At 58.3% G+C, this 19199-nt stretch carries 19 protein-coding genes; 10 read left to right on the forward strand and 9 right to left on the reverse strand.

Translation table 11 applies throughout. The features are described 5' to 3' along the window. Window positions 1-183: 183 nt before the first annotated feature. Window positions 184-978 (reverse strand): class II aldolase/adducin family protein, encoded by a 795-nt coding sequence (locus CAG11_RS25800; RefSeq protein ID WP_085598726.1) that lies wholly within the window; start codon window positions 976-978, stop codon window positions 184-186. A gap of 73 nt (window positions 979-1051) precedes the next feature. After that, window positions 1052-2107, reverse strand: coding sequence for an ABC transporter substrate-binding protein (locus CAG11_RS25805; RefSeq protein WP_085598728.1), 1056 nt, complete (start codon window positions 2105-2107; stop codon window positions 1052-1054). A gap of 214 nt (window positions 2108-2321) precedes the next feature. On the opposite strand from CAG11_RS25805, the gene CAG11_RS25810 reads away from it, so the two are divergent. Both CAG11_RS25810 and CAG11_RS25815 read left to right on the forward strand, forming a co-directional pair. After that, window positions 2322-4274, forward strand: a complete 1953-nt coding sequence (locus tag CAG11_RS25810) for an FAD-dependent oxidoreductase (RefSeq protein ID WP_085598730.1) — start codon at window positions 2322-2324, stop codon at window positions 4272-4274. A gap of 73 nt (window positions 4275-4347) precedes the next feature. Further along, entirely contained in the window at window positions 4348-4974 is a 627-nt protein-coding gene (locus CAG11_RS25815; RefSeq protein WP_085598732.1) for a helix-turn-helix domain-containing protein, read from the forward strand. A 238-nt stretch (window positions 4975-5212) separates the two neighbouring features. On the opposite strand, the gene CAG11_RS33350 is transcribed toward CAG11_RS25815, so the two are convergent. The 3 genes from CAG11_RS33350 to CAG11_RS25825 form a co-directional block, all read right to left on the reverse strand. Next, window positions 5213-5953: a hypothetical protein gene (locus CAG11_RS33350; protein WP_143494759.1), complete on the reverse strand. Its 741-nt coding sequence runs from the start codon at window positions 5951-5953 to the stop codon at window positions 5213-5215. A gap of 736 nt (window positions 5954-6689) precedes the next feature. Continuing rightward, window positions 6690-9161 carry a hypothetical protein gene (locus CAG11_RS25820; protein ID WP_085598734.1) on the reverse strand — a complete coding sequence of 824 codons (2472 nt, stop codon included), beginning with the start codon at window positions 9159-9161 and terminating at the stop codon, window positions 6690-6692. A gap of 222 nt (window positions 9162-9383) precedes the next feature. Then, entirely contained in the window at window positions 9384-9698 is a 315-nt protein-coding gene (locus CAG11_RS25825; protein WP_085598736.1) for a DUF3077 domain-containing protein, read from the reverse strand. Window positions 9699-9987: 289 nt separating this feature from the next. On the opposite strand from CAG11_RS25825, the gene CAG11_RS25830 reads away from it, so the two are divergent. After that, on the forward strand, window positions 9988-10656 hold the full coding sequence (locus CAG11_RS25830) for a phytanoyl-CoA dioxygenase family protein (RefSeq protein ID WP_085598738.1): 669 nt from the start codon (window positions 9988-9990) through the stop codon (window positions 10654-10656). Window positions 10657-10747: 91 nt separating this feature from the next. Here the strand turns inward: CAG11_RS25830 and CAG11_RS25835 are convergent, their stop codons facing one another. Together CAG11_RS25835 and CAG11_RS25840 are read right to left on the reverse strand one after the other, a co-directional pair. Continuing rightward, entirely contained in the window at window positions 10748-11011 is a 264-nt protein-coding gene (locus CAG11_RS25835) for a hypothetical protein (protein ID WP_085598740.1), read from the reverse strand. A 20-nt stretch (window positions 11012-11031) separates the two neighbouring features. Next, the gene (locus CAG11_RS25840) at window positions 11032-11988 is read right to left on the reverse strand and encodes an AraC family transcriptional regulator (protein ID WP_085598742.1); all 957 of its coding nucleotides are present in this window, start codon (window positions 11986-11988) and stop codon (window positions 11032-11034) included. A 180-nt stretch (window positions 11989-12168) separates the two neighbouring features. On the opposite strand from CAG11_RS25840, the gene CAG11_RS25845 reads away from it, so the two are divergent. From CAG11_RS25845 to CAG11_RS25865, 5 genes are all read left to right on the forward strand, one after another. Further along, a complete protein-coding gene (locus CAG11_RS25845) occupies window positions 12169-12597 on the forward strand; it encodes a hypothetical protein (RefSeq protein ID WP_085598744.1) in 429 nt (142 codons plus the stop codon). A gap of 68 nt (window positions 12598-12665) precedes the next feature. Then, on the forward strand, window positions 12666-13310 hold the full coding sequence (locus CAG11_RS25850; RefSeq protein ID WP_085598746.1) for a hypothetical protein: 645 nt from the start codon (window positions 12666-12668) through the stop codon (window positions 13308-13310). Beyond that, on the forward strand, window positions 13288-13956 hold the full coding sequence (locus CAG11_RS25855) for a hypothetical protein (protein ID WP_177409201.1): 669 nt from the start codon (window positions 13288-13290) through the stop codon (window positions 13954-13956). Before CAG11_RS25850 ends, CAG11_RS25855 begins: the two co-directional genes overlap by 23 nt. 305 nt (window positions 13957-14261) lie before the next feature. Beyond that, entirely contained in the window at window positions 14262-14576 is a 315-nt protein-coding gene (locus tag CAG11_RS25860; protein WP_085598857.1) for a DUF2388 domain-containing protein, read from the forward strand. An 11-nt stretch (window positions 14577-14587) separates the two neighbouring features. Then, window positions 14588-15253 (forward strand): TIGR02466 family protein, encoded by a 666-nt coding sequence (locus CAG11_RS25865; protein ID WP_085598750.1) that lies wholly within the window; start codon window positions 14588-14590, stop codon window positions 15251-15253. A gap of 46 nt (window positions 15254-15299) precedes the next feature. On the opposite strand, the gene CAG11_RS25870 is transcribed toward CAG11_RS25865, so the two are convergent. Beyond that, window positions 15300-15749, reverse strand: coding sequence for a hypothetical protein (locus CAG11_RS25870; RefSeq protein ID WP_085598752.1), 450 nt, complete (start codon window positions 15747-15749; stop codon window positions 15300-15302). 642 nt (window positions 15750-16391) lie between these two features. Between CAG11_RS25870 and CAG11_RS33360 the strand changes: the two genes are divergently transcribed. Both CAG11_RS33360 and CAG11_RS25875 read left to right on the forward strand, forming a co-directional pair. After that, window positions 16392-16694, forward strand: a complete 303-nt coding sequence (locus CAG11_RS33360) for a hypothetical protein (protein ID WP_143494761.1) — start codon at window positions 16392-16394, stop codon at window positions 16692-16694. Between the two features lie 143 nt (window positions 16695-16837). Continuing rightward, entirely contained in the window at window positions 16838-17887 is a 1050-nt protein-coding gene (locus tag CAG11_RS25875; RefSeq protein ID WP_143494763.1) for a hypothetical protein, read from the forward strand. Window positions 17888-17983: 96 nt separating this feature from the next. On the opposite strand, the gene CAG11_RS25880 is transcribed toward CAG11_RS25875, so the two are convergent. Further along, window positions 17984-19099 (reverse strand): MFS transporter, encoded by a 1116-nt coding sequence (locus CAG11_RS25880; RefSeq protein ID WP_256578800.1) that lies wholly within the window; start codon window positions 19097-19099, stop codon window positions 17984-17986. Window positions 19100-19199 lie beyond the last annotated feature (100 nt).

The raw sequence follows: 19199 nt of genomic DNA on the forward strand, positions 1-19199 counted from the left end.
TTGGCCGATCGATCGCTGAAGGCCCTGCGGGCCTTGGCGCAGCCTCGCTGCGCTCGACAGCGGCTAAGGCCTCGTGTGGCCGCTGTCGCAGGCTGCGCACGGCTCGGCACTAGCCGCCAATCGTTATCCACGGTTTGCCTGCCGCGCTGCGGTGCTTGGTGTTGCGGCCGCTGGGGTGGAGGGTCAATCGCGGTAGTCGGGGGCGATGCGCTCGAGCAGGCGCAGCAGCGCGGCCCAGGCCAGTTGCATGGCGTCCGGGTCGCTCAGTTCGCCCTCCTGCAACGGCCGGCCCGGGTCGTTGAACTGGCGCTCGGTGTGGGCGCAGACCGCGTCCGGTGGCAGCACGATCTCCCCCGCCGCCTGGGCCGCCAACTGGATCTCGCAGGCCTTCTCCAGGTAATACATGCGCAAGAATGCCTGGCTGACGGTTTCGCCCACGGTGAGCAGGCCGTGGTTGCGCAGCATCAGCACGCTCTTGTCGCCCAGGTCAGCCACCAGCCGCTGTTGCTCGGCCAGGTCCAGGGCCACGCCTTCGTAGTCGTGGTAGGCCACCCGGCCATAGAACTCCATGGATATCTGGTTCACCGGCAGCAGGCCGCACTTGAGCGCCGCCACCGCGCAACCGGCCTTGGTGTGGGTGTGCAGCACGCACTGGGCATCATCGCGAGCGCCATGGATGGCGCTGTGGATCAGAAACCCCGCCGGGTTCACCGGGTACGGCGAAGGCTCCACGGCCTGGCCATCGAGGTCGATCTTCACCAGGTTGGAGGCAGTGATTTCCTCGAACATCAGCCCGTAGGGGTTGATCAGGAAGTGATGCTCGGGCCCGGGCAGGCGCACCGAGATATGGGTGAAGATCAAATCGGTCATGCGAAAGTGCGCGATCAGGCGGTAGCAGGCCGCCAGCTCTTCGCGCAGGCGCTGCTCGGTGGCGCTGCGCTCGGTCAGGGCGTGGGGGCTGGGCACGATCTTGTTCATTATTGGAGTCCTCCAGGCTGTTGGGCTGGCAAACGATAGGGCCGCACGTCCGCCGACGTCCAGCCCGTTGGGGTTACTTGCTGGCCCAGGCGTTGAAGCGCTCTTCCAGCTCCTCGCCATGATCGACCCAGAACTCCACGTTCATCGCCAGGGCGCCCTTGAGGTTCTGCTCCGAGGTCGGCACCCACTGGGCCAGCGCCGGGTCGAGCCGGGCCGCGGCCAGGGTGTTGGTGGGGCCGTAGGGAATGGCGCGCACATAGTCGACCTGGGCCTCGGGGCGGTTGGCGTAGGCAATGAAGCGCTTGGCCTGGGCCACGTGCCTGGAACCCTTGATGATCGCCCAGTAATCCATGCCATACAGGCTGCCGGGCCAGACCACGGCCAGGGGCGCGCCGTCCTGGGCGGCCGCGGCGATGCGGCCGCTGTAGGTCGAGGTCATCACCACATCGCCGGCGCTGAGCCACTGCGCTGGCTGCGCCCCGGCCTCCCACCACTGGATGTACGGCTTGAGCTGGCTGAGCTTGGCGAAGGCCCGCTCCACCCCCTCAGGCGTGGCCAGGACCTTGTACACGTCCTCGACCTTGACCCCATCGGCCAGCAGCGCGAACTCCAGGTTGTACACCGCGCGCTTGCGCAGGCCGCGCTTGCCGGGGAACTGCTTGACGTCCCAGAAATCGGCCCAGGAGGCCGGGGCCCTGGCCAGCTTGTTGCGGTCGTAGGCGATGGCCACGCTCCACACCAGCACAGCCGAGCCACAGGGCTGGGCGGCATCGGCGATCAGCTCGTCGGCGTGGCCCAGGGCCTTCCAGTCCAGGGGTTCGTACATGCCTTCGTCGCAGCCGCGCATCAGGTCCGGACCTTCGATCTGCACCACGTCCCAATCGACGTTGCCGGTGTCGACCATGACCTTGATCCGCGCCATCTCGCCGTTGTACTCGCTCTGGATCAGCTTGCTGCCATCGGCCTTGGCAAAGGGTTGGAACAACGCCACATCCTGGGCTTTCTGGCCGGCTCCGCCGTACCCCACCACGACCATGTCGGGGGCTGCCCGGGCACTGTCCAGGCCCAATGCCAGGGCGAGGCTCAGGGCCAGGAACGAACAACCATGCTTGCGGGTGAGCGCTTTCATCGGTGATTCCTCGTGACGGTGCCCTGCCGGACAGCTCCGGCACGGCCCTTTTTTATTGTTGTGAGGGGCGCCCCGCAGGCTGGGGCGCCAATCGAAGCTACTGCAAGGATCAGTAAAAAAACAAGTTGATTTTTTACTACCGGTAAATTTTTATAGACAAACAATAACAACGCCAAGGCATCGCCCTGCCCTTGGCCAGCCTGGAGCCCGCGCCATGACCACCGCCTTCCCGCACCTCTTCGCGCCGTTGCAGATCCGTGGCAAGCGCCTGAAGAACCGCATCATGTCCAGCGGCCACGACACCTCGATGCCCACCGACAACCTGGTCAACGAGCAGTTGATCGCCTACCACCGGGCCCGGGCCGAAGGCGGGGCCGGGCTGATCGTGTTGCAGGTGGCCGGGGTCCACGACAGTGCGCGCTACACCAGCCATGTGCTGATGGCCACCGACGATGCCTGCATCGACGGCTACCGGCGCCTGGCCGAGACCTGCCATGCCCACGGCACGCTGGTGCTGTCCCAGGTGTTTCATCCGGGGCGCGAGATCATGGAGTCTGCCGACGGCCTGCTGGCGGTGGCCTATGCCCCCTCGGGCGTGCCCAACGAGCGCTTCCGGGTCATGCCCCGGGCCCTGGACCAGGAGATGATCGACGCGATCATCCAGGGTTACGCCGACGCTGCCCGGCGCCTGCACCAGGCTGGCCTGGACGGCGTGGAGCTGGTGGCCAGCCACGGCTACCTGCCGGCGCAGTTCCTCAACCCGCGCGTCAATCGCCGCAGCGACGGCTACAACGGCGAGCTGGAGCAGCGCCTGCGCTTTATCCGCGAGGTGCTGGCGGCCATGCGCGCCAGCACCGCCGACGACTTCATCATCGGCCTGCGCATCAGCGCCGACGAACGCGACCCCGAGGGCCTGACCGAGGACGAGTCCCTGGCCGCCGCCCAACACCTGCAAGACCAACTGGACTACCTGCACATCGTCGCCGGCACCTCGGCCTCCCTCGGCGGCGCCGTGCACATCGTCCCGCCCATGGCGGTGGAAGCGGCTTACCTGGCCCGCGAAGCCGGGACCTTCAAGGCCGCGCTGCAAATCCCGTTGTTCGTCACCGGGCGCATCAACCAGCCCCAGGAAGCCGAGGCCATCCTCGCCAAAGGCCAGGCCGACGTGTGCGGCATGACCCGGGCGCTGATCTGCGATCCGCAAATGCCCAACAAGAGCGACAGCGGCCGGGTCGACGACGTGCGCGCCTGCATCGCCTGCAACCAGGCGTGCATCGGCCACTTCCACAAGGGCCTGCCGATCTCTTGCATCCAGCACCCGGAAACCGGCCGCGAACTGCTGTACGCCCAGGCTCGGCCGGCCCAACAGCGCAAGCGCATCCTGGTGGTGGGCGGTGGCCCGGCGGGCATGAAGGCCGCCGCCGTCGCCGCCCAGCGCGGCCACCAGGTAACCCTCTACGAAGCCGGCTCCCAGCTCGGTGGCCAGGTGCTGCTGGCGCAACTGCTGCCCCGGCGCAGCGAATTCGGCGGCGCCAGCACCAACCTGCAACGGGAAATGCAACTGGCCGGGGTCGAGGTGGTGCGCAACACCCGGGTCGATCGCGCCCTGGTGGAGCGCGAACAGCCCGATCACGTGATCATCGCCACCGGCGCCCGCCCCTACTGGCCCCATTTCGAGCGCGCCGGCGAGCTGCAAGTGGTGGACGCCTGGCAAGTGCTGCGCGACGAGGTCCAGCTCGGGCGCTCGGTGGTGGTGGCCGACTGGCGCTGCGACTGGATCGGCCCGGGCATCGCCGAGCGCCTGCTGCGCGCCGGGCACCAGGTGCAACTGGCGGTCAACGGCACCCACTGCGGCGAAAGCCTGCCGCTGTACGTGCGCGACCAACTGGCCGGCGAACTGCACAAGCTGGGGCTGCCGATCATCCCCTACGCCCGCCTCTACGGCTGCGACGACAACACCGTGTACCTGCAGCACACCGCCAGCGGCGAGCCGATGCTGCTGGAAAACGTCGACAGCCTGGTGCTGTGCCAGGGCCACCAGCCGGTGGACGACCTGGGCGAGCAACTCAAGGGTCTGATGGCCTTCCAGCGCATCGGCGACTGCCTGGCCCCGCGCACCGTCGAAGAAGCCATCCACGAAGGCTTGAAAGTCGCCTGGGCGCTTTGAGGCTGCTTTATACTCCAGGGCTTTTGCAGGACGGGCGCTGGGACGCGCCCGCCTTCCAAGCCTGGAGCCCGCCATGACCCAAAGCAGCAAGACGCCGCCCGCGAGCCACCTGCCCGAGCCCGGCGGCGACCACCAGGCCCCCGGCGGCCCGCAGTTCCTTGGCACGCGCATCCGCGGCCTGCGCAAACGCCGCGGCCTGACCCTGAGCGAACTGGCCCAGCAGAGCGAACTCACCGCCGGCTACATCAGCCAGCTGGAACGCAACCTCGCCTACCCCTCCATCCCCGCCCTGTTCAACATCGCCCGCAGCCTGGGCGTGACCATCCAGTGGTTCTTCGCCAGCGAAACCCAGACCGCCCCCGAAGACCAGGGCTACGTGGTGCGCAAGAAACAGCGGCTGCAGGTGAACTACGAAAACGGCATCGTCGACCAACTGCTGACCCCGCAACCGACCCAGCAACTGGAATTCTTGCACTCACGCTTTCCCCCGGGCACCTACAGCAAGGAGAGTTACAGCCATGAGGGCGAAGAAGCCGGGTATGTGCTGTCGGGGAACTTCGAGCTGTGGGTGGGCGAGCGCTATTTCCAGCTGAGCGAGGGGGACAGCTTCAGGTTCTCCAGCCAAGAGCCGCATAAGTATGGGAACCCTGGGGAAGAGGATGCGGTGGTGTTGTGGGTGATTACGCCGCCGACGTTTTGAGGAATTGTTGTATAGGAGGAAATTGAGCTGTACAACGGCGACACGAAGCGAGAAATATATATACATCGAAATATAACAGCACAGGTTGATGCTACAGCAGGGTACTAACCGAAGGGCTAGCACCAACTAAACACAGACGCGAGAGAACCAGATAAGCAAATTGAAACAATTCCAATTTGCTCAATAATGCACAACCCGCTGCTCTCTCGAACCTTTTAAAAATAGTTACCAAATAAAGCTAGAGATTTTGACGCTCCCGATAGACATTTAATGCCAAAAAAGCCGCCAGCTCCTTCTCTTCAAACCAAGATCGTCGCGGGGTAATTATAAAGCTATTACACGACTTTACGAGATTAATACTCCTCCTCTCTTTACTCCTAAGACCAGGGATAGCCACATTAAAAAGAAATCCCTCAACAACAAACTGATGAAGATCATAATTTTTTCTTTTATGCGTTACCGGCGCTAGAACGAAGGAATCATCAAGCTTATTAAGAGCATCCGCAGGATCAAATAACTTATAAATATATATAGAGAAAAGTTTCTCATCAATACAGTTCAGATTGCTTTTTAAATACTCCCTAAACACCAACTCCAAATCACGCCCCAACTTGAAACCCCGAAACAAAACTGCTGGAGAGATGGATGCCCGCCAGAGAATCGCAATACAAAATCTTACAACCTTAGCGCAGACCACATCATCAAACCTGATCGAGCGCTCGAACTCCTCAGCATTCTTTTTGAATCTAAATCTATTGATCACGTATTTCTCGCAACCTTCATTTATTTCACGCTCACAATCTTCGCAAAGTAACTCCCAGTCTCCGCTATCGCTAGCTTTATGATCCGGATCACCCTGTGAACTAAGCAATATTCCTTTTCCATTATTTTTTCTAAATATGGCTTTAAAATATGAATTCGGAATTGAGTGCGATTGCAAAAGCGGCTTGACATAACCGCAGAGGTAACATTTAGCCATTCGAAACCTGTCTAATTACTGTTCTAGTTGTGCTAATACGGATACCAGATTGGGCTAAAAGAGAAAAAAACTCAAGAGACTTGACAATTTACAGTAGAAACAGACTGCCTGCCCCAGCTGAAGCAATCATTTGCATGACGACCAAATTCTCAACTTAGAATTACACCCACAAAGTAGTTTAATCACCTATACCCACTTTGAGAATTAGGAACCAGACACTTCTACCAAGACCGTAACAGAACACACAAACCGCAAGAAACACTTGGAAAATTGGAACTTAACAGTGTGACACCAACAACAAACAGACTGACGAACTTTTCCAGTCAGGAGCCGCATAAATATGGGAACCTTAGAAAAGAGGATGCGGTGGTGTTGTGAGTGATAACGCCGCTGACGCTTTAACTTCCTCCGCCACCCGAGTTTAATATCACGTCACCTAATCGCCATCGATATTGCAGGCCATGACTTAAAGAGCACCCTACATAAAAAATAGCCACCCATTCAATACGACCATATTTTTGAACAATGTCAAACCCATTAAAAACAAACTTTCACTAACACCAAATTTTTTGACAAAAACTCAATCAAGTTAATTAAAAACATATCAATAACGCAAGACCCGTACCCCTTCAAAAAACACTTACCAAAAATTATATTAACCAAAAACTTAACCCTCCTTAAGCCCCAAACTAAAAAACGAGACTCAACACACCCAAAACATCCACACTCCAAACAACTATCGATATACTGACCGACCTTCCATATGCCTTTGCACCGTTAGAAACGAATTTTCCTGATCATTAAGAAGACTTGTAAAATCAAAATAACTCACACCAATACTAGATAGCAGCCACTGCTCCTTTAAATACTCTCTAAAAGCAAAAGTTTTTTTGTACCTATCACTTATCGAAAAAGAGGATGCCAACTGACAGACAATATCCCGCACGCCCTCACTAAAAATAGGAGTATCAGTAGACATTGCGTCCAAAAAAGCAAAGGAGCCCGCCCAGTGACGCACATGATAGATCCCAACTGAAGTTGCCCTGTAGTGGAGTTGATCAGGGCGCTCTTGCTCTGAAACTTGAATTTCACGATAGTGAGCATACGGAGTTTCAATCAACCTTTTTGATGCTAGAGTTTTCAAAACCCTATTAACTTGATCTTCAATATAGTTCTGCCGCAAAAACTCTGTGATTATGTTCCTACCACTTACAAAGCCATCATTATCGACAACCCCGACATTTGAACTAAGATATGCGACTATCAAGCATGCTAAAAAATGCTCACGAGGATCAGCGGCACTCACAACGTCATATACATTACAGGCAACAAAGGACGATTGAGCATTGAAATATGCGTACTCGCCCAACAAACTGTGTTTTGTAAACTCATGTAATGGAATTTTGTATCCGCCCTTTTCCGCTTCGATCTTTACTATTTTTTGAGAATCGACATTAGGGCTACCAAAAAAACCAGTAATCAATTCAATAACCGAGCGAGTATTACCACCAGTCACATTGCTGAGAAACTGTTTAATTGAGTCGCTGGACCTAATCGACCTCAATGTAGCACTGAGAAAAAAAACTACGTTTTTCAGGTTCAATCTTATACCTTGTAAAGAAGCAGGAGCTACTTTTCCTTCTGCTACCCGAACGGCAAACACTAAACGTTTTTGAACAACCTCATCGGCTGGCGGGGGTGAAATTGTCAATACTTTATTTTGATAAGCGGATAGCGCACCTGTTGTTTTAGACAGATAAAAAGTACTAGGCCTCAAAGCTATGAACACTGATAAATTCCGAGAGGCAGCAAACTCTTGAGCAATTAAAAATGTTTCCTGCTGAACTTCAAAAGATCGTTGATCTGCATTATCTAGAACCAGTATTATTTGCTTTCCTCTGCCTCGAGAAAGGTGCCCTAAAGATGCCTGGAGATGCATATCTTTCTGGTCTATTTTTTCTGACAGAAACTTAGCGCGCTCAAGATTATACTGCTGTGGATTTAAATCCTTCAGTTCTCCGTTAACCGTACTATCAAAATCTATCAGATCCCTATGATAAATCGCATTAACAAAGGCCACCGAATTAATATCCACATCATACTTCACCTTCAGGACTCTTGGCATTTCATTTAAAATATACGACTTTATATCAGAACTCAAAGTCGCCTTAATCCCTAAATTTATATTAAGAAAGTAAGTGCTCGCTTTATCACTACTCGAAAGACTCTCAAATAAGTTTTCAAAAAAAGATGTTTTCCCTACTCCAACATCACCTATTACCACTATCGGACGCGAGCCCATTTTTCCGAGTAGAGCCGGATCACTAATTCGCAAATTACCATTATCATCCACCCCAGTAATCTCATCTAAAGCTGATGGTGCGACACCTTGTTCCCCGGCGCGCCGATAACGTGCAGCAATAATATTTTTGCTCAGCAACAAGTGACGATTATTTGCTTCAACCCCAATATAGCACTCCTTATAAAAATCAGATTTCAAATCTGGATTATCTTCAATCTCTTCTAACAACAGAGAGGAAAGCGACCTCAGATTTTCTTGAAAGTCGCTTCGATAACGATATTTGAAAGGCTCTGCTATTACTGTAGATGCCTTTGGCGGTATACGTGGATTACGATGCAGAGCTAAATCTCGATTGGCACAATTTTCATTGATACCCTCTGGAGAAAGCAATTTCCACAGCAGAGAAAAGTAATCTATATAGGCTTGAAAGCCATTAAAAAAATAGCACTCTCCTTCGAGAGGGGGAAAGCCAGGAGATATAGCTTGAAATATTGCCAACTGAGGTCCGTTACAAACGATAGCTATCTGCGCCCCATGAATTGCGCAATACGGAATAACTTGAGTTACTGCCTCCTTAAAACTTTTAGAGGATGTAATCAGAGGTTGGATCTTTCGAACTGCACTGGCTGAACCTGAAGGAGGTATATTAAATTTAATTGCCTCTTTTTTTGCCTCGAGTATCGCCTTAATCGGCATACCCAAAGTATAATCCGCCTTTCCATTCAGCTCATCTAAAAGCTCAACTTTTATATGCGGACGCTCCCAACCAAGGCATTCCATCAATAACCTATCGACAAACTGGAAACGATTATTAGCTTCGCTCCAGAATGGGCTCTCTACAGGAAATTCTTCTAAAATCTTACGAAGACGAACCAAGCCCTCAGTCATTTCGAACGGTGCTCGCATGCTCTGTCTCCTTGGTTGGTTGAACATCGTTTTACTTACTCTAGACCAAACTGAATAAAAGAAAATAACGCTATTTACTCAACGGCGTGACCGCGACATCAGACTCTAGGGAGAGGATTATGTAGTAGCAATTTTGGTACCTACACAGCCAGCTCCTAATGTTGGCCGAATAGCTACCTCAACTGCGAAACAACATCACTTGCTGCCTAGCATCGACAGTATTTATCCGCTCCGCGCCTCCCCTAGCTTGAACTCACCACCCCACCTCCTCCCCTCAGGCAGCCCCAACCCCGCATCATCAATCACCGCCTTCCCCATCTCCGCCAAAAAGTACGCAGCCCACGCATACCGCTCCCCCTGCTCTTCCATAGCCGCATCCAGCGCTAACTTCTGGGCGTAGTACAACAGCGTCGAAGCCTGCTCCAGCGCCTGCTGCAAAGGCACATCCGCATTGACGCGAAACAACGTTAGTTCAGGATCGGCACATTGGCCAAAGGTGACAAAACCCTGGGTTTTGATTGAGTTTGAATGGCTCATCGTGCACCTCCCGCCAGGGTCTGGCAGCAGAGGTTTTTGAGCGGAGCAAGGCGAAAGGAATAGCAGTAAATTTCAGACAGATGACCGGCAAACATGATTGAAACTCCTGATCAACAATGTGCCTGTATCTGATCGGGTTCTCAGGCCCGGTCGCTGATTTTGCAGCGACCGCAGCAGGCTAGGCGCTCTGCTTAGGGTCCGGCAACCACTAAACCTTAGCGGGTTATGTCGCTCGGATAGGCGAGCCGTTATGCTCTGCCCCTGCCCGGATAAGGACATCTGCCCCCTCATGATCGACCGCGAACAACTCCATCAAAACGGCTACCAGTTGCTGCGCCAGGCGGTACCCGCCAACTGGCTGGATGAGTTGCGGGCCACGCTCGAGGCGGGGGTGATTGCACCGCAGCAATGGCCGGTGCCTCGGGGCCACGATTGGCGTCATGCGCTGGTGGATCTGGATGCGCGGGTGCAGGCGGTCTGCCGGTTGCCAGCGGTGCTGGCGGTGGCCGGCGAGTTGATTGGGGAGCGTTTTTTTCTGGCTCAGGTGGAGGGCCGCGAGCCGTTGCCGGGGGGCGGTCATCAGGCGCTGCATCGGGATCTGTCGGAGCAGCGCCTCGGGGATCGGGCCATTGCCCTGGTCTATCTCGATGACTATGGACCGGCCAATGGCGCCACGCGCATCGTGCCCGGCAGTCACCGCCCGGGGGAGCTTTTGGCGCCCTTTGATTTCAGTGATGAGTCCCATGCGGTGCAGCTCTCGGGCGCTGTGGGAGACATTCTGCTGTTCGATGCCGATCTGGTGCATGGGGCCAGCCTGAACCCCAGCGGCGCGCGCCGCCGCAGCTTGCTGATCAGCTATTGCGCCCAGGGGTTGTATGAGGCCCATCTGCAAACGCTGGGCCTGCGCTTTGTGCGCATGGATACCAGCGAGCGCTTCGAGCCTGCGGACTTTGTCTGAGTGGGCTCGGGCGCCTGGGGTGCGTCAGCCAAAGTGTGGCGTTCACTCAGGCTGTCCTTGAACTAATCCGTTGCGCGGTCAACCGGCACGCTCACTCTCCGCGCCCATGGGCCACGGCCAGTGCCAACAAGCGGGTGAAGTTGGCGATGGCGAAATACAGGTCATCCAGGGTGTCGCCATCCCACTCCTCCACCGCTTCACGCTGGGCGGTCAGCGTAGCGATGCGCGCCTCGATCTCGACGATTTCCGCCTCGCCACACTGCCGGGCGATGGCCTCCCAGGCGGCCTGGGGGATGTTCTGCTGCACACAGAGGCCAGCCTTGGCTTCAGCGATCAGCGCAGTCAATTTGCTCATGGTTCGTCATCCTCAAGAGACTAGGGCTTGCCGCGTTCCGCCCCTGGCGGATGGCCGAAGTGGGCTTTATAGGCGTGGTTGAAATTGGCGGGGTTGGCGTAGCCCAGGCGATAGGCGATCTGCGCCACTTGCCATTTGCCCTGGCGCAACAGGGTGCGGGCCAGTTCCATGCGCTGCTGGCGCAGGTACTGCAGCATCGACTGGCCGAAGACCTGGACGAAGGCCCGGCGCAGGGTGGTTTCCCCCACGCCCAGTTGCTGGGCCAGGGCCTGGCTGCCGGGCGGCTCGATCAGCTGGGCGTCGAGCAGGCGCCGGGCTTCGTGGGCCAGGTCCAGGCGACCACGTACCGTTGGCGGTGGCCCGGGGCGCTGGCCTTGCAGGTGCGCCGCCAGCTCCACCAGCACCGCCAGGCTCAGGCTCTCCTGGTGCAGGCGCTCCAGGGCGCCCTGGTACGGCGACTGGTATAGCCGTCGCAGCAGGTTGCCCAGGGCCTGGCAGCGCTGGAATTCGCTGAAGCACATGCCGTCGTCCAGCAGGCCGAGCAAGGGTTGCAGGCTGGAGTCTTCCTCGGCCAGTTCGCGCAGGTAATGCCCGGCGATGCGCAGCCCGGAGAGGCAGGCGTGGCTGCCGGCGGGCAGTTGGTCCACCGCTTCCATGGTTTCGCTCAGGCCCAGGGCGTGGGGCGCGCCGGGGGTGTAGTGGTTGAGCTGGCCATCGACCCGGTGCCGCCACTGGCCGCCGAGCACCTGGACGATGCACAGGCTGTCTGGCAGCACCTTGTGGATGCGCAGCGGCTCGGGAAATTGCAGGTTGCAGTCGAAGTACTGCACATGGGCGCGCACGGTGCGGGCGCGGTAGTGGCCGATGGCGCTGCCCATCACTCGGCGGGCAGTGGGATCGAAGACCCCGGCACGGGCCAGGGCGCCGGGCCGGTCGAAGCGAAATTGGGTGTCGAGATAGGGGTTCCAGCATTCCATCGGTAAAGCGTGTCCATGACTGCCTGGTGTGCGGGGGGCAATGGTAACCCACTCACACTTTGCCCATCGCCACTTGTGAGCGACGGCATTTTTAGTGTGCGCGACGGTCACAGTGCTTGGCAGCGCGGCCAGCGCCGACTTCAATAGCTGCCCCTTTTCAATTTCTCAGGAGCGTGAAGGATGCACTTGTATAGCCGATGGACGGCCGCATGGGCCATGGCGTTGGCCCTGGTGGCCGGGATGGCCCAGGCCGAGGAACGTCCGCAGGTGGCGGACAAGATGGTGGCCTACAACGGCCCGCATGGGGTGAAGGTCTGGACCCTGCGCATCGGCGAGCGCAGCGCCAACCAGGCGCTGGTGCAGGTGGAAGACGTCGACCACGACTGGAACATGCGCATCCAGAAAATGAACGTGGAACAGACCGCCCGCGACACGCGCTATTCCACCCAGGTCGACGGCCAGAAGTTCGTGGTGCTGGTGCTCCAGGATGGCTATGGCGAGCTGTACCTGCCGGGCCAGGCCAAGCCGCTGAAGGTGGGTTATAACGACAACCTGTCCAGCTATGGCAATGCCCAGGCCTTCCTCAACGACTACCTCAAGGCGCAATGACCCTCACGCGGGCGAGCGCTCCTGCGCGCAGCCCGTGCTTGTTCCCTCCCCTGATCCAAGGCTCCCCCATGACCGATGCCCAACACCCCGACTCCACCCTCCCGCCCATGGCCGAGCATCCCCAGGCCGCCCAGCGCCAGCGAGTGATCGCCGAGCTGCAACAGGTGATCGAGCGCGTGCCCGAGCAGAGCGAGTTCACCAACACCCGCCGCTACCAGGTGTTCGGCCCGTTGTTGACCCTCGCGTCCCTCGGCGCCCTGGCCCTGGGCCTGCACCAGGGCAAGACCGGCCTGCTGCTCTGCGGCCTGTTCCTGACCCTGCTGTTCGCCGTGGTCAGCTGGCAGCACCGCAACGCCGGCCAGCAGGTCTTCATGCGCCTGACCCGGCGCCAGTTGTTCGCCGAGCCGTTGAGCGCGCCGGTCAACCTCACCGACGTGGTGGACATCCAGGTCAAGGACGAGCTGCTGCAAACCCTGCAACAACTGACCCTGCGCGCCGACGCCCCGCTGCCCAGCCATCGCCCGGTGCGCCAGCTGTTCGGCAACCAGGCCGTGGCCCTGCGCGACCCGCAACCGCAGATCCGCATCCACTCCGCCGGCCTGATGCGCGCCGGGCAAAAACTCAGCGTCGATGACATCTCGGCCCTGCTGGACGCCTACTGCCAGGCCGCCAACGCCCAGCAGCAACTGGATGAGCTGCAAGGCCGTGGATAACGCCGGCAAGGAAGCGCTGCTGGAACAACTGCAAGCGGCCGCCGACGGCCCCCAGGGCCAGTGCGAGATTCATGAGCGCTGCCTGGGCCAGGCGGCCCTGCTGGCCCTGCTCTCGGTGCTGTTGCTGGCCATCGGCGGCTGGTTGGCCAGCCTGCCCACGGCCTGGCAGTTGCACTCGGCCCTGCTGTTGTTCTGGGGGCCTGGCGCGCTGCTGCTCGGCGCCGGGCTCGCCGGCCTGATGGGGGCCGAGGCCCTGCGCCGGCGCCACGGCCAGCGGGTGCTGGCACTGAGCGCAGGCAGCCTGCAGTTCGCCAACGCCGCCGAACCCACGCCCTGGACCTGTTTCGATGCCTTCGAACTGGAGCAGCGCCACCTGAGCCTGGCCGTGGTGTTCTCGGTGAGCGCCGGCCAGCGCGCGCCAGAGCTGGCCCCGGCCGGCTTCAAGGCCCTGGCCGCGCCCAACGCCCGGAGCGTGGCGGCGGGCATGCGGGTCCGCCTGTGGCTGTGCAATCCCATGCTCGACGGCCGACGCCTGGGCTTCGAAGACCTGACCGACCTGCTCTACGCCTACCTGGAGGCGGCCCAGGCCCGCCGCACCCTGGGCCAGCTGTTCCCCGAGGTGCAGCGCTTGGGCGCCAGGCCATAGCCCCTACCCCGACTGAAACCGCTGCCGCGCCCCGCCGCTGCTCTACCAGCAGAGGCGGCGGTGAACGCTCAGCCAACAGCGCTGAAAATAGGCGATCCGGCACTTAATTCGCCGCGCGAGGCGGCGGTTGCCGATAATCAATTCCTGGCTGTTGAGGGCAACTTGAAAGTTGCCTGCAAAGTTCAAGAAAGACCCGCCCATCGCACTTTTTAACAATCTTTAGCAAAAGCCCTGAGGTTGCCGAAGGTTACCCGTTGGTAGGGTTCACCCCCGAATTTAACCCCAACTTAACCTTCGTAGATCCAATGAAACGGCCAAACTTTCCCCGCCTGTTATGTGTTGTTTGTGGCCTGATGAGCATGCATGCCCACGCCACCAGTTTCGTCATGACCACCGATATTTCGGTCAGCCTCACCATGAGTGCGTCCAAAGGCACTAGCGGCTCGTTCAAGGACGACAAGATCGTGCTGGCGGCCAAGGATGACGCAGCGGCATTCGTCGCCAGTGACGGCGATATTCGCGGGGGCCGCATTGAAGCGGCATTCGCCAGGATTCGCCAAGTAACGGGGGACTCGCAACTCTCGGACCAGCAACTAGCCAGAGCCATCCTGGCGCTTTAAATGGAATTTACATGCCTTTCGCCAACACCCTCGTGGACCCGCAACTGATCAATATCCGCCATCTGTTCGCCACGCCGGTAGCGAGCCTGCGCCACCCCGATGCCCAAGCGCTGAATGTGCAACTCAAGGCCCTGATCGACAGCCGCATGGCCCAGGACCTGCACGGCACGCAGCACAGCAACGACGGCGGCTGGCAATCGGCGAGCGATTTCAACCTCTGGGGAGGAACGGCTTGCGAATCCCTGGTGCAATTCGCCAAGGACTTCGCCAGCCAACTCACTGCGGTGCACAGCGAACAATACGGCCTGGTCGAACCCAACTTCGAGTGGAAGATCAACGCCTGGGTCAACGTCAATCAGGCAGGCCATGCCAATGCACTGCATGGGCATCCCGGGGCATTCTGGTCCGGGGTCTACTGGGTCGATACCGGCGGGCGCGAAGAGCAACTGCAGGTGGGAGGCGATATCGAATTCATCGACCCCAGGGGCATGATCGCCTCGACTTACAACCCGGCACTGCGCATGCGCATCAAGGACTGTCTGGCAGCGGGCTTTGGCATCACCCAAGTTCCGGAAAGTGGCACCTTCCTGATGTTTCCCTCATGGCTTTTGCATTCGGTACAGCGCTATTCAGGCAACCGGCCAAGAATATCCATCGCTTTCAACTTCGGTGTTTGAAACAACGTGCGATTTAACCGCGTTGATCGGCAGGCAGGTGCAACTTTCAGGCAGTAGGTCGCGCGATATTCAAATGATAAAAAGCCTCGTCCAGCGTCCGCAGAAGATTCGCCGGCGCTGCCGCAAAAAGTACCCGCAGCGCTTCGGTAACACGGTCATCGCGTTGCCCGCAGGCCGCAAGTGCCTCGACTGCGGCGCGAGGCACCAGGGTGGCGCGGGTCGCGTCGCACAAGATCGCCCACTGCCCTGTCGGGTACCACACCGTGGCAAACACCGCTGTTCCACGCTCCTCGTGCTGACGGGCATTGGGGTTGCCGCCCACGTCCTGCAAGAGCCTCGGCAGCGCGTGGGGGCTGCTGACGAAAGCATGCTCCAGGCTGGCGAACTTGTGCGCCGCCAGGGTGTGGCGGCGCCAGGCACAACGCACATGGGCGGCGCCGAACTCCAGTGATTCGCCGGGCATTTCACGGACCTGGGTCCAGGATAAAGCGGTCATTGGCAGCTCCTTGCGTGATATCCAGCACCCTGCATCGCTCTTGCTCGAAGCCTAGCTGGTCTCGAGCATTTCCCACTCCGGCCATCACAGGCCGCCCTGACCACCGGCCTGTGCCAGCAAATATGCATCTAAAGCTACTTCTGGCCATCAGTAGCCGTTGCTTCAACCCTGCAACATACCTAAGCGGGTATTGACGAGTCTGCCCCCATGCAACTGGCATCTACTCCCCCGAGAAGGTACCGACAAAAGCAATAAAACTTTGTATATAAAATCCGACACTGAAAATCAAAGTTCCTACCCAAGCCATCCCATGCATCAAAATATATTATTTCACTTTTAAAAACCCTTGACCTATAGCCTTCCTTATCGACCTCACGCACAAAACACCACTAAAACCTGAAACCCTTAACACTTTCAACAAGTTAGCCGGCAGCTAAAAAATATTCAAAAAAATAAAATTCACTTCAAATAAAAGCAGAGTGGAATTTTTTATCCCATGCTCTTAAATAGTAACCACAAACAAACCTACAACCTGACAAAACTTAATATATAACCCGAATGCACTACCTCTACTCTCCACCTTGCCGATCGGCGAGAGAGTTAGTTACTTAACGATGATCGGTTAAAAGAAAGGAGCATCTGATGAAATACTTAGCAGGCTTCCTGGTATGTTTGCCGCTTCTGTCCGCAACGGCAGATGATCTGGGCACAACCACCAACTACGGCGTAGCGGGTCCCGGTGGCACGGAGATCGTGAACCAGACAACAAGCGTGCCCATTTACACAACCGATGGCGGAACATCCATCAATGGATTCAGCTCCACGACCGTAACGGGCGGTTCATCGGTCAACGGCTCAGGCGCTCCCATTCCCGATGGAACAATAGGTTCCCAGTCCAACACCAGCTATGGCGTAGGGGTAAGTATTCCGCTGGATAGCAAGTAGACACCCATGCGTATGCACTGTCAGTGCTGGAGGATCACCACTGACAGTGTTTCCTCATCGCAAACCTCATATCAAAAAGATCGACACAACTGCAACTTGAACCACAGAGGGCATGTATGACTTCATGCCCGGGGAGAAAAATGATGGCCATTCTTCAACCGAGGATTCTGCTGGCATTGCTATTGAGCCAGTGGATGTCTGGTCAATGGGTATTAGCAGAAGAAACCAATACTTTCTCGAACTTCGCCAAACTGGAGCAGGCACTGCCACCAGAAATCGCGAAAGCCATTAAAGACGCACCGCTGACTCGCACGATCTATCCCGTGTCGGGGGAGGAAAATTTTTCAGGGCAGATCCTGAAGGCCGATGAACTGGTCTTTCAGCAAGACTCACGTCTGATGCTCAAGTCACTGGAGGCACCCTGGATCGTGATCGCAGCCAAGAAGTGGAAGTTCCTGAAACCCAACAGCCCCACCAAGATAGAACGTGACCGGTATACATCCGTGCAGAACGGGCGAGACGGCGACACCGGTCCCAACGGCGCCAATGGCACAGGTGAAGTCAACAGGCAGGGCAACCCGGGTGCTCCGGGACTGCCTGGAGGCCCGGGCACGGACGGTGAAAGCAAGAACCTGCCAGTCATCTATCTCATCGCAGGCGAGATCAGCAGCCCCGACGGAGAGCCAAAACCCGGTTTCATCAACCTGAACCTGATCGTCAGGGGGATCAACAGCGGCAGTGGCGGCAAGGGAGGGCTGGGCGGCAACGGTGGCAAAGGAGCACCTGGCAAGGAAGGAGCAACCAGCGCTTTTGACTGCAAGGAAGGTCCCGGTCGAGGCGGCCGCGGCGGCAATGCCGGGCAAGGAGGACAGGGAGGCCAGGGCGGGAACGGTGGGAACGGCGCGGACATTGTCATCGTTTCGACCCAAGCCGGGCTTGAGCTGTTCAGCTACGCGAACATCGTCAATGCAGGTGGCCTGGGTGGCAGTGCCGGCATGCCCGGGCGGGGAGGCATCTATGGTGCCGGAGGTCGAGCGGCGGGCTCCAATGGATGGTGCAAGCCCGGCCAGCCCGGTGCTGCGGGTGAATATCCCGATCCCATCAACCTGGGTACCAGGGGCGATGGGGCCGATGGCGCGAAAGGCACCGTCACTGCCATTCAGGTCACTGACGTCAATGATCTTCTAAAATAGGGATGTTTCCCGGCACCACGGGATGCCGACGAAAGCCGGCATCCCCACCTCAATCATGGGGCAAGCCATGGACACGGCCGGCCACTCTCCCCGCTCCTACCGCGCCCGGCGTGAGGTCAACCAGGCCAGAACTGCTGCAAGCAGCAACAGCATCGCGCTCGCCAGGAAGGTCAGGCGATAACCGCTGCCATCGAACAGCAAGCCACCGAGGGTGGAGCCCAGCGCGATGGAGAACTGGATCACCGCCACCATCAGGCCGCCACCGGCTTCGACATCTTCGGGCAAGACCTCGGCCAGCCACGACCACCAGCCCACTGGCGCTGCCGTAGCCACCATGCCCCACAGCGCCAGAAGGACAAAAGCGGCTTGCACTGTACTGCCCAGGACAATCAGGGCCAGGGCAATGGCGGCCATCAGCAGCGGGATGCCGATCAGGACACGATATAGGCCGGTTTTCAATACCGCGCCGATCACGACGGTTCCGGCAAAACCCGAAAGGCCGATGACCAGCAACAGGCTCGACAGCGTGGCAACGTCCACGCCGGTAACGATCTCCAGGAACGGGCGCAGGTAGGTGAACAGGACGAACTGCCCCATGAAGAACAGCCCCGCACCCAGCATCCCGTACCTCACCAAGGGACGGCTGAACAGTCGCCAGACCGGGCCCGCCGCCCTCCCCGGCTCCACCCTCATGCTGGGCAGGCTGAACCATTGCCAGACCAGGGCGATGAGCGCGACCGGGATCAGGCAGCAGAACGTCCCTCGCCAGCCAATGACACTTCCCAGGTAGCTGCCCAATGGCGCGGCCACCACAGTGGCCAGCGCATTGCCGCCGTTGAAGATCGCCAGGGCCCTGGGCACGCTTGGCGCGGGTACCAGGCGCATGGCCGTCGCCGCCGACAGTGACCAGAAGCCGCCGATCACGATGCCGATCAAGGCGCGTCCGAATAAGTACACCCCGTAATTGGGCGCCAGGCCCACAACCAGTCCTGATACACACATGGTGGCGGTCAGCAGCAACAACAGCGTCTTTCGATCCATCGTGCCCGCCAACCTGGGGATCATCAGGCTGGTGAGCACGGCGAAGACGCCGGAAATGGCTATCCAGTAACCGGCCAGGCCTTCGCTGATATGCAGGTCCGCGGCGATGGGCGTCAGCAGGCTGACGGGCATGAACTCCGAAGCAATGAGCACGAATACGCACAGCGTCATCGCCCAGATGCCACTCCAGCAGGCTGGCTGCGTGTGGGTTCCAGACCGGCCGAGTGCTGCGTCTGGCGGCCTATCGAATACTTGAGCCGTCATCGGCATA

This window comes from Pseudomonas sp. B6(2017) (assembly GCF_002112765.1).
GTDB lineage: Bacteria > Pseudomonadota > Gammaproteobacteria > Pseudomonadales > Pseudomonadaceae > Aquipseudomonas > Aquipseudomonas piscis.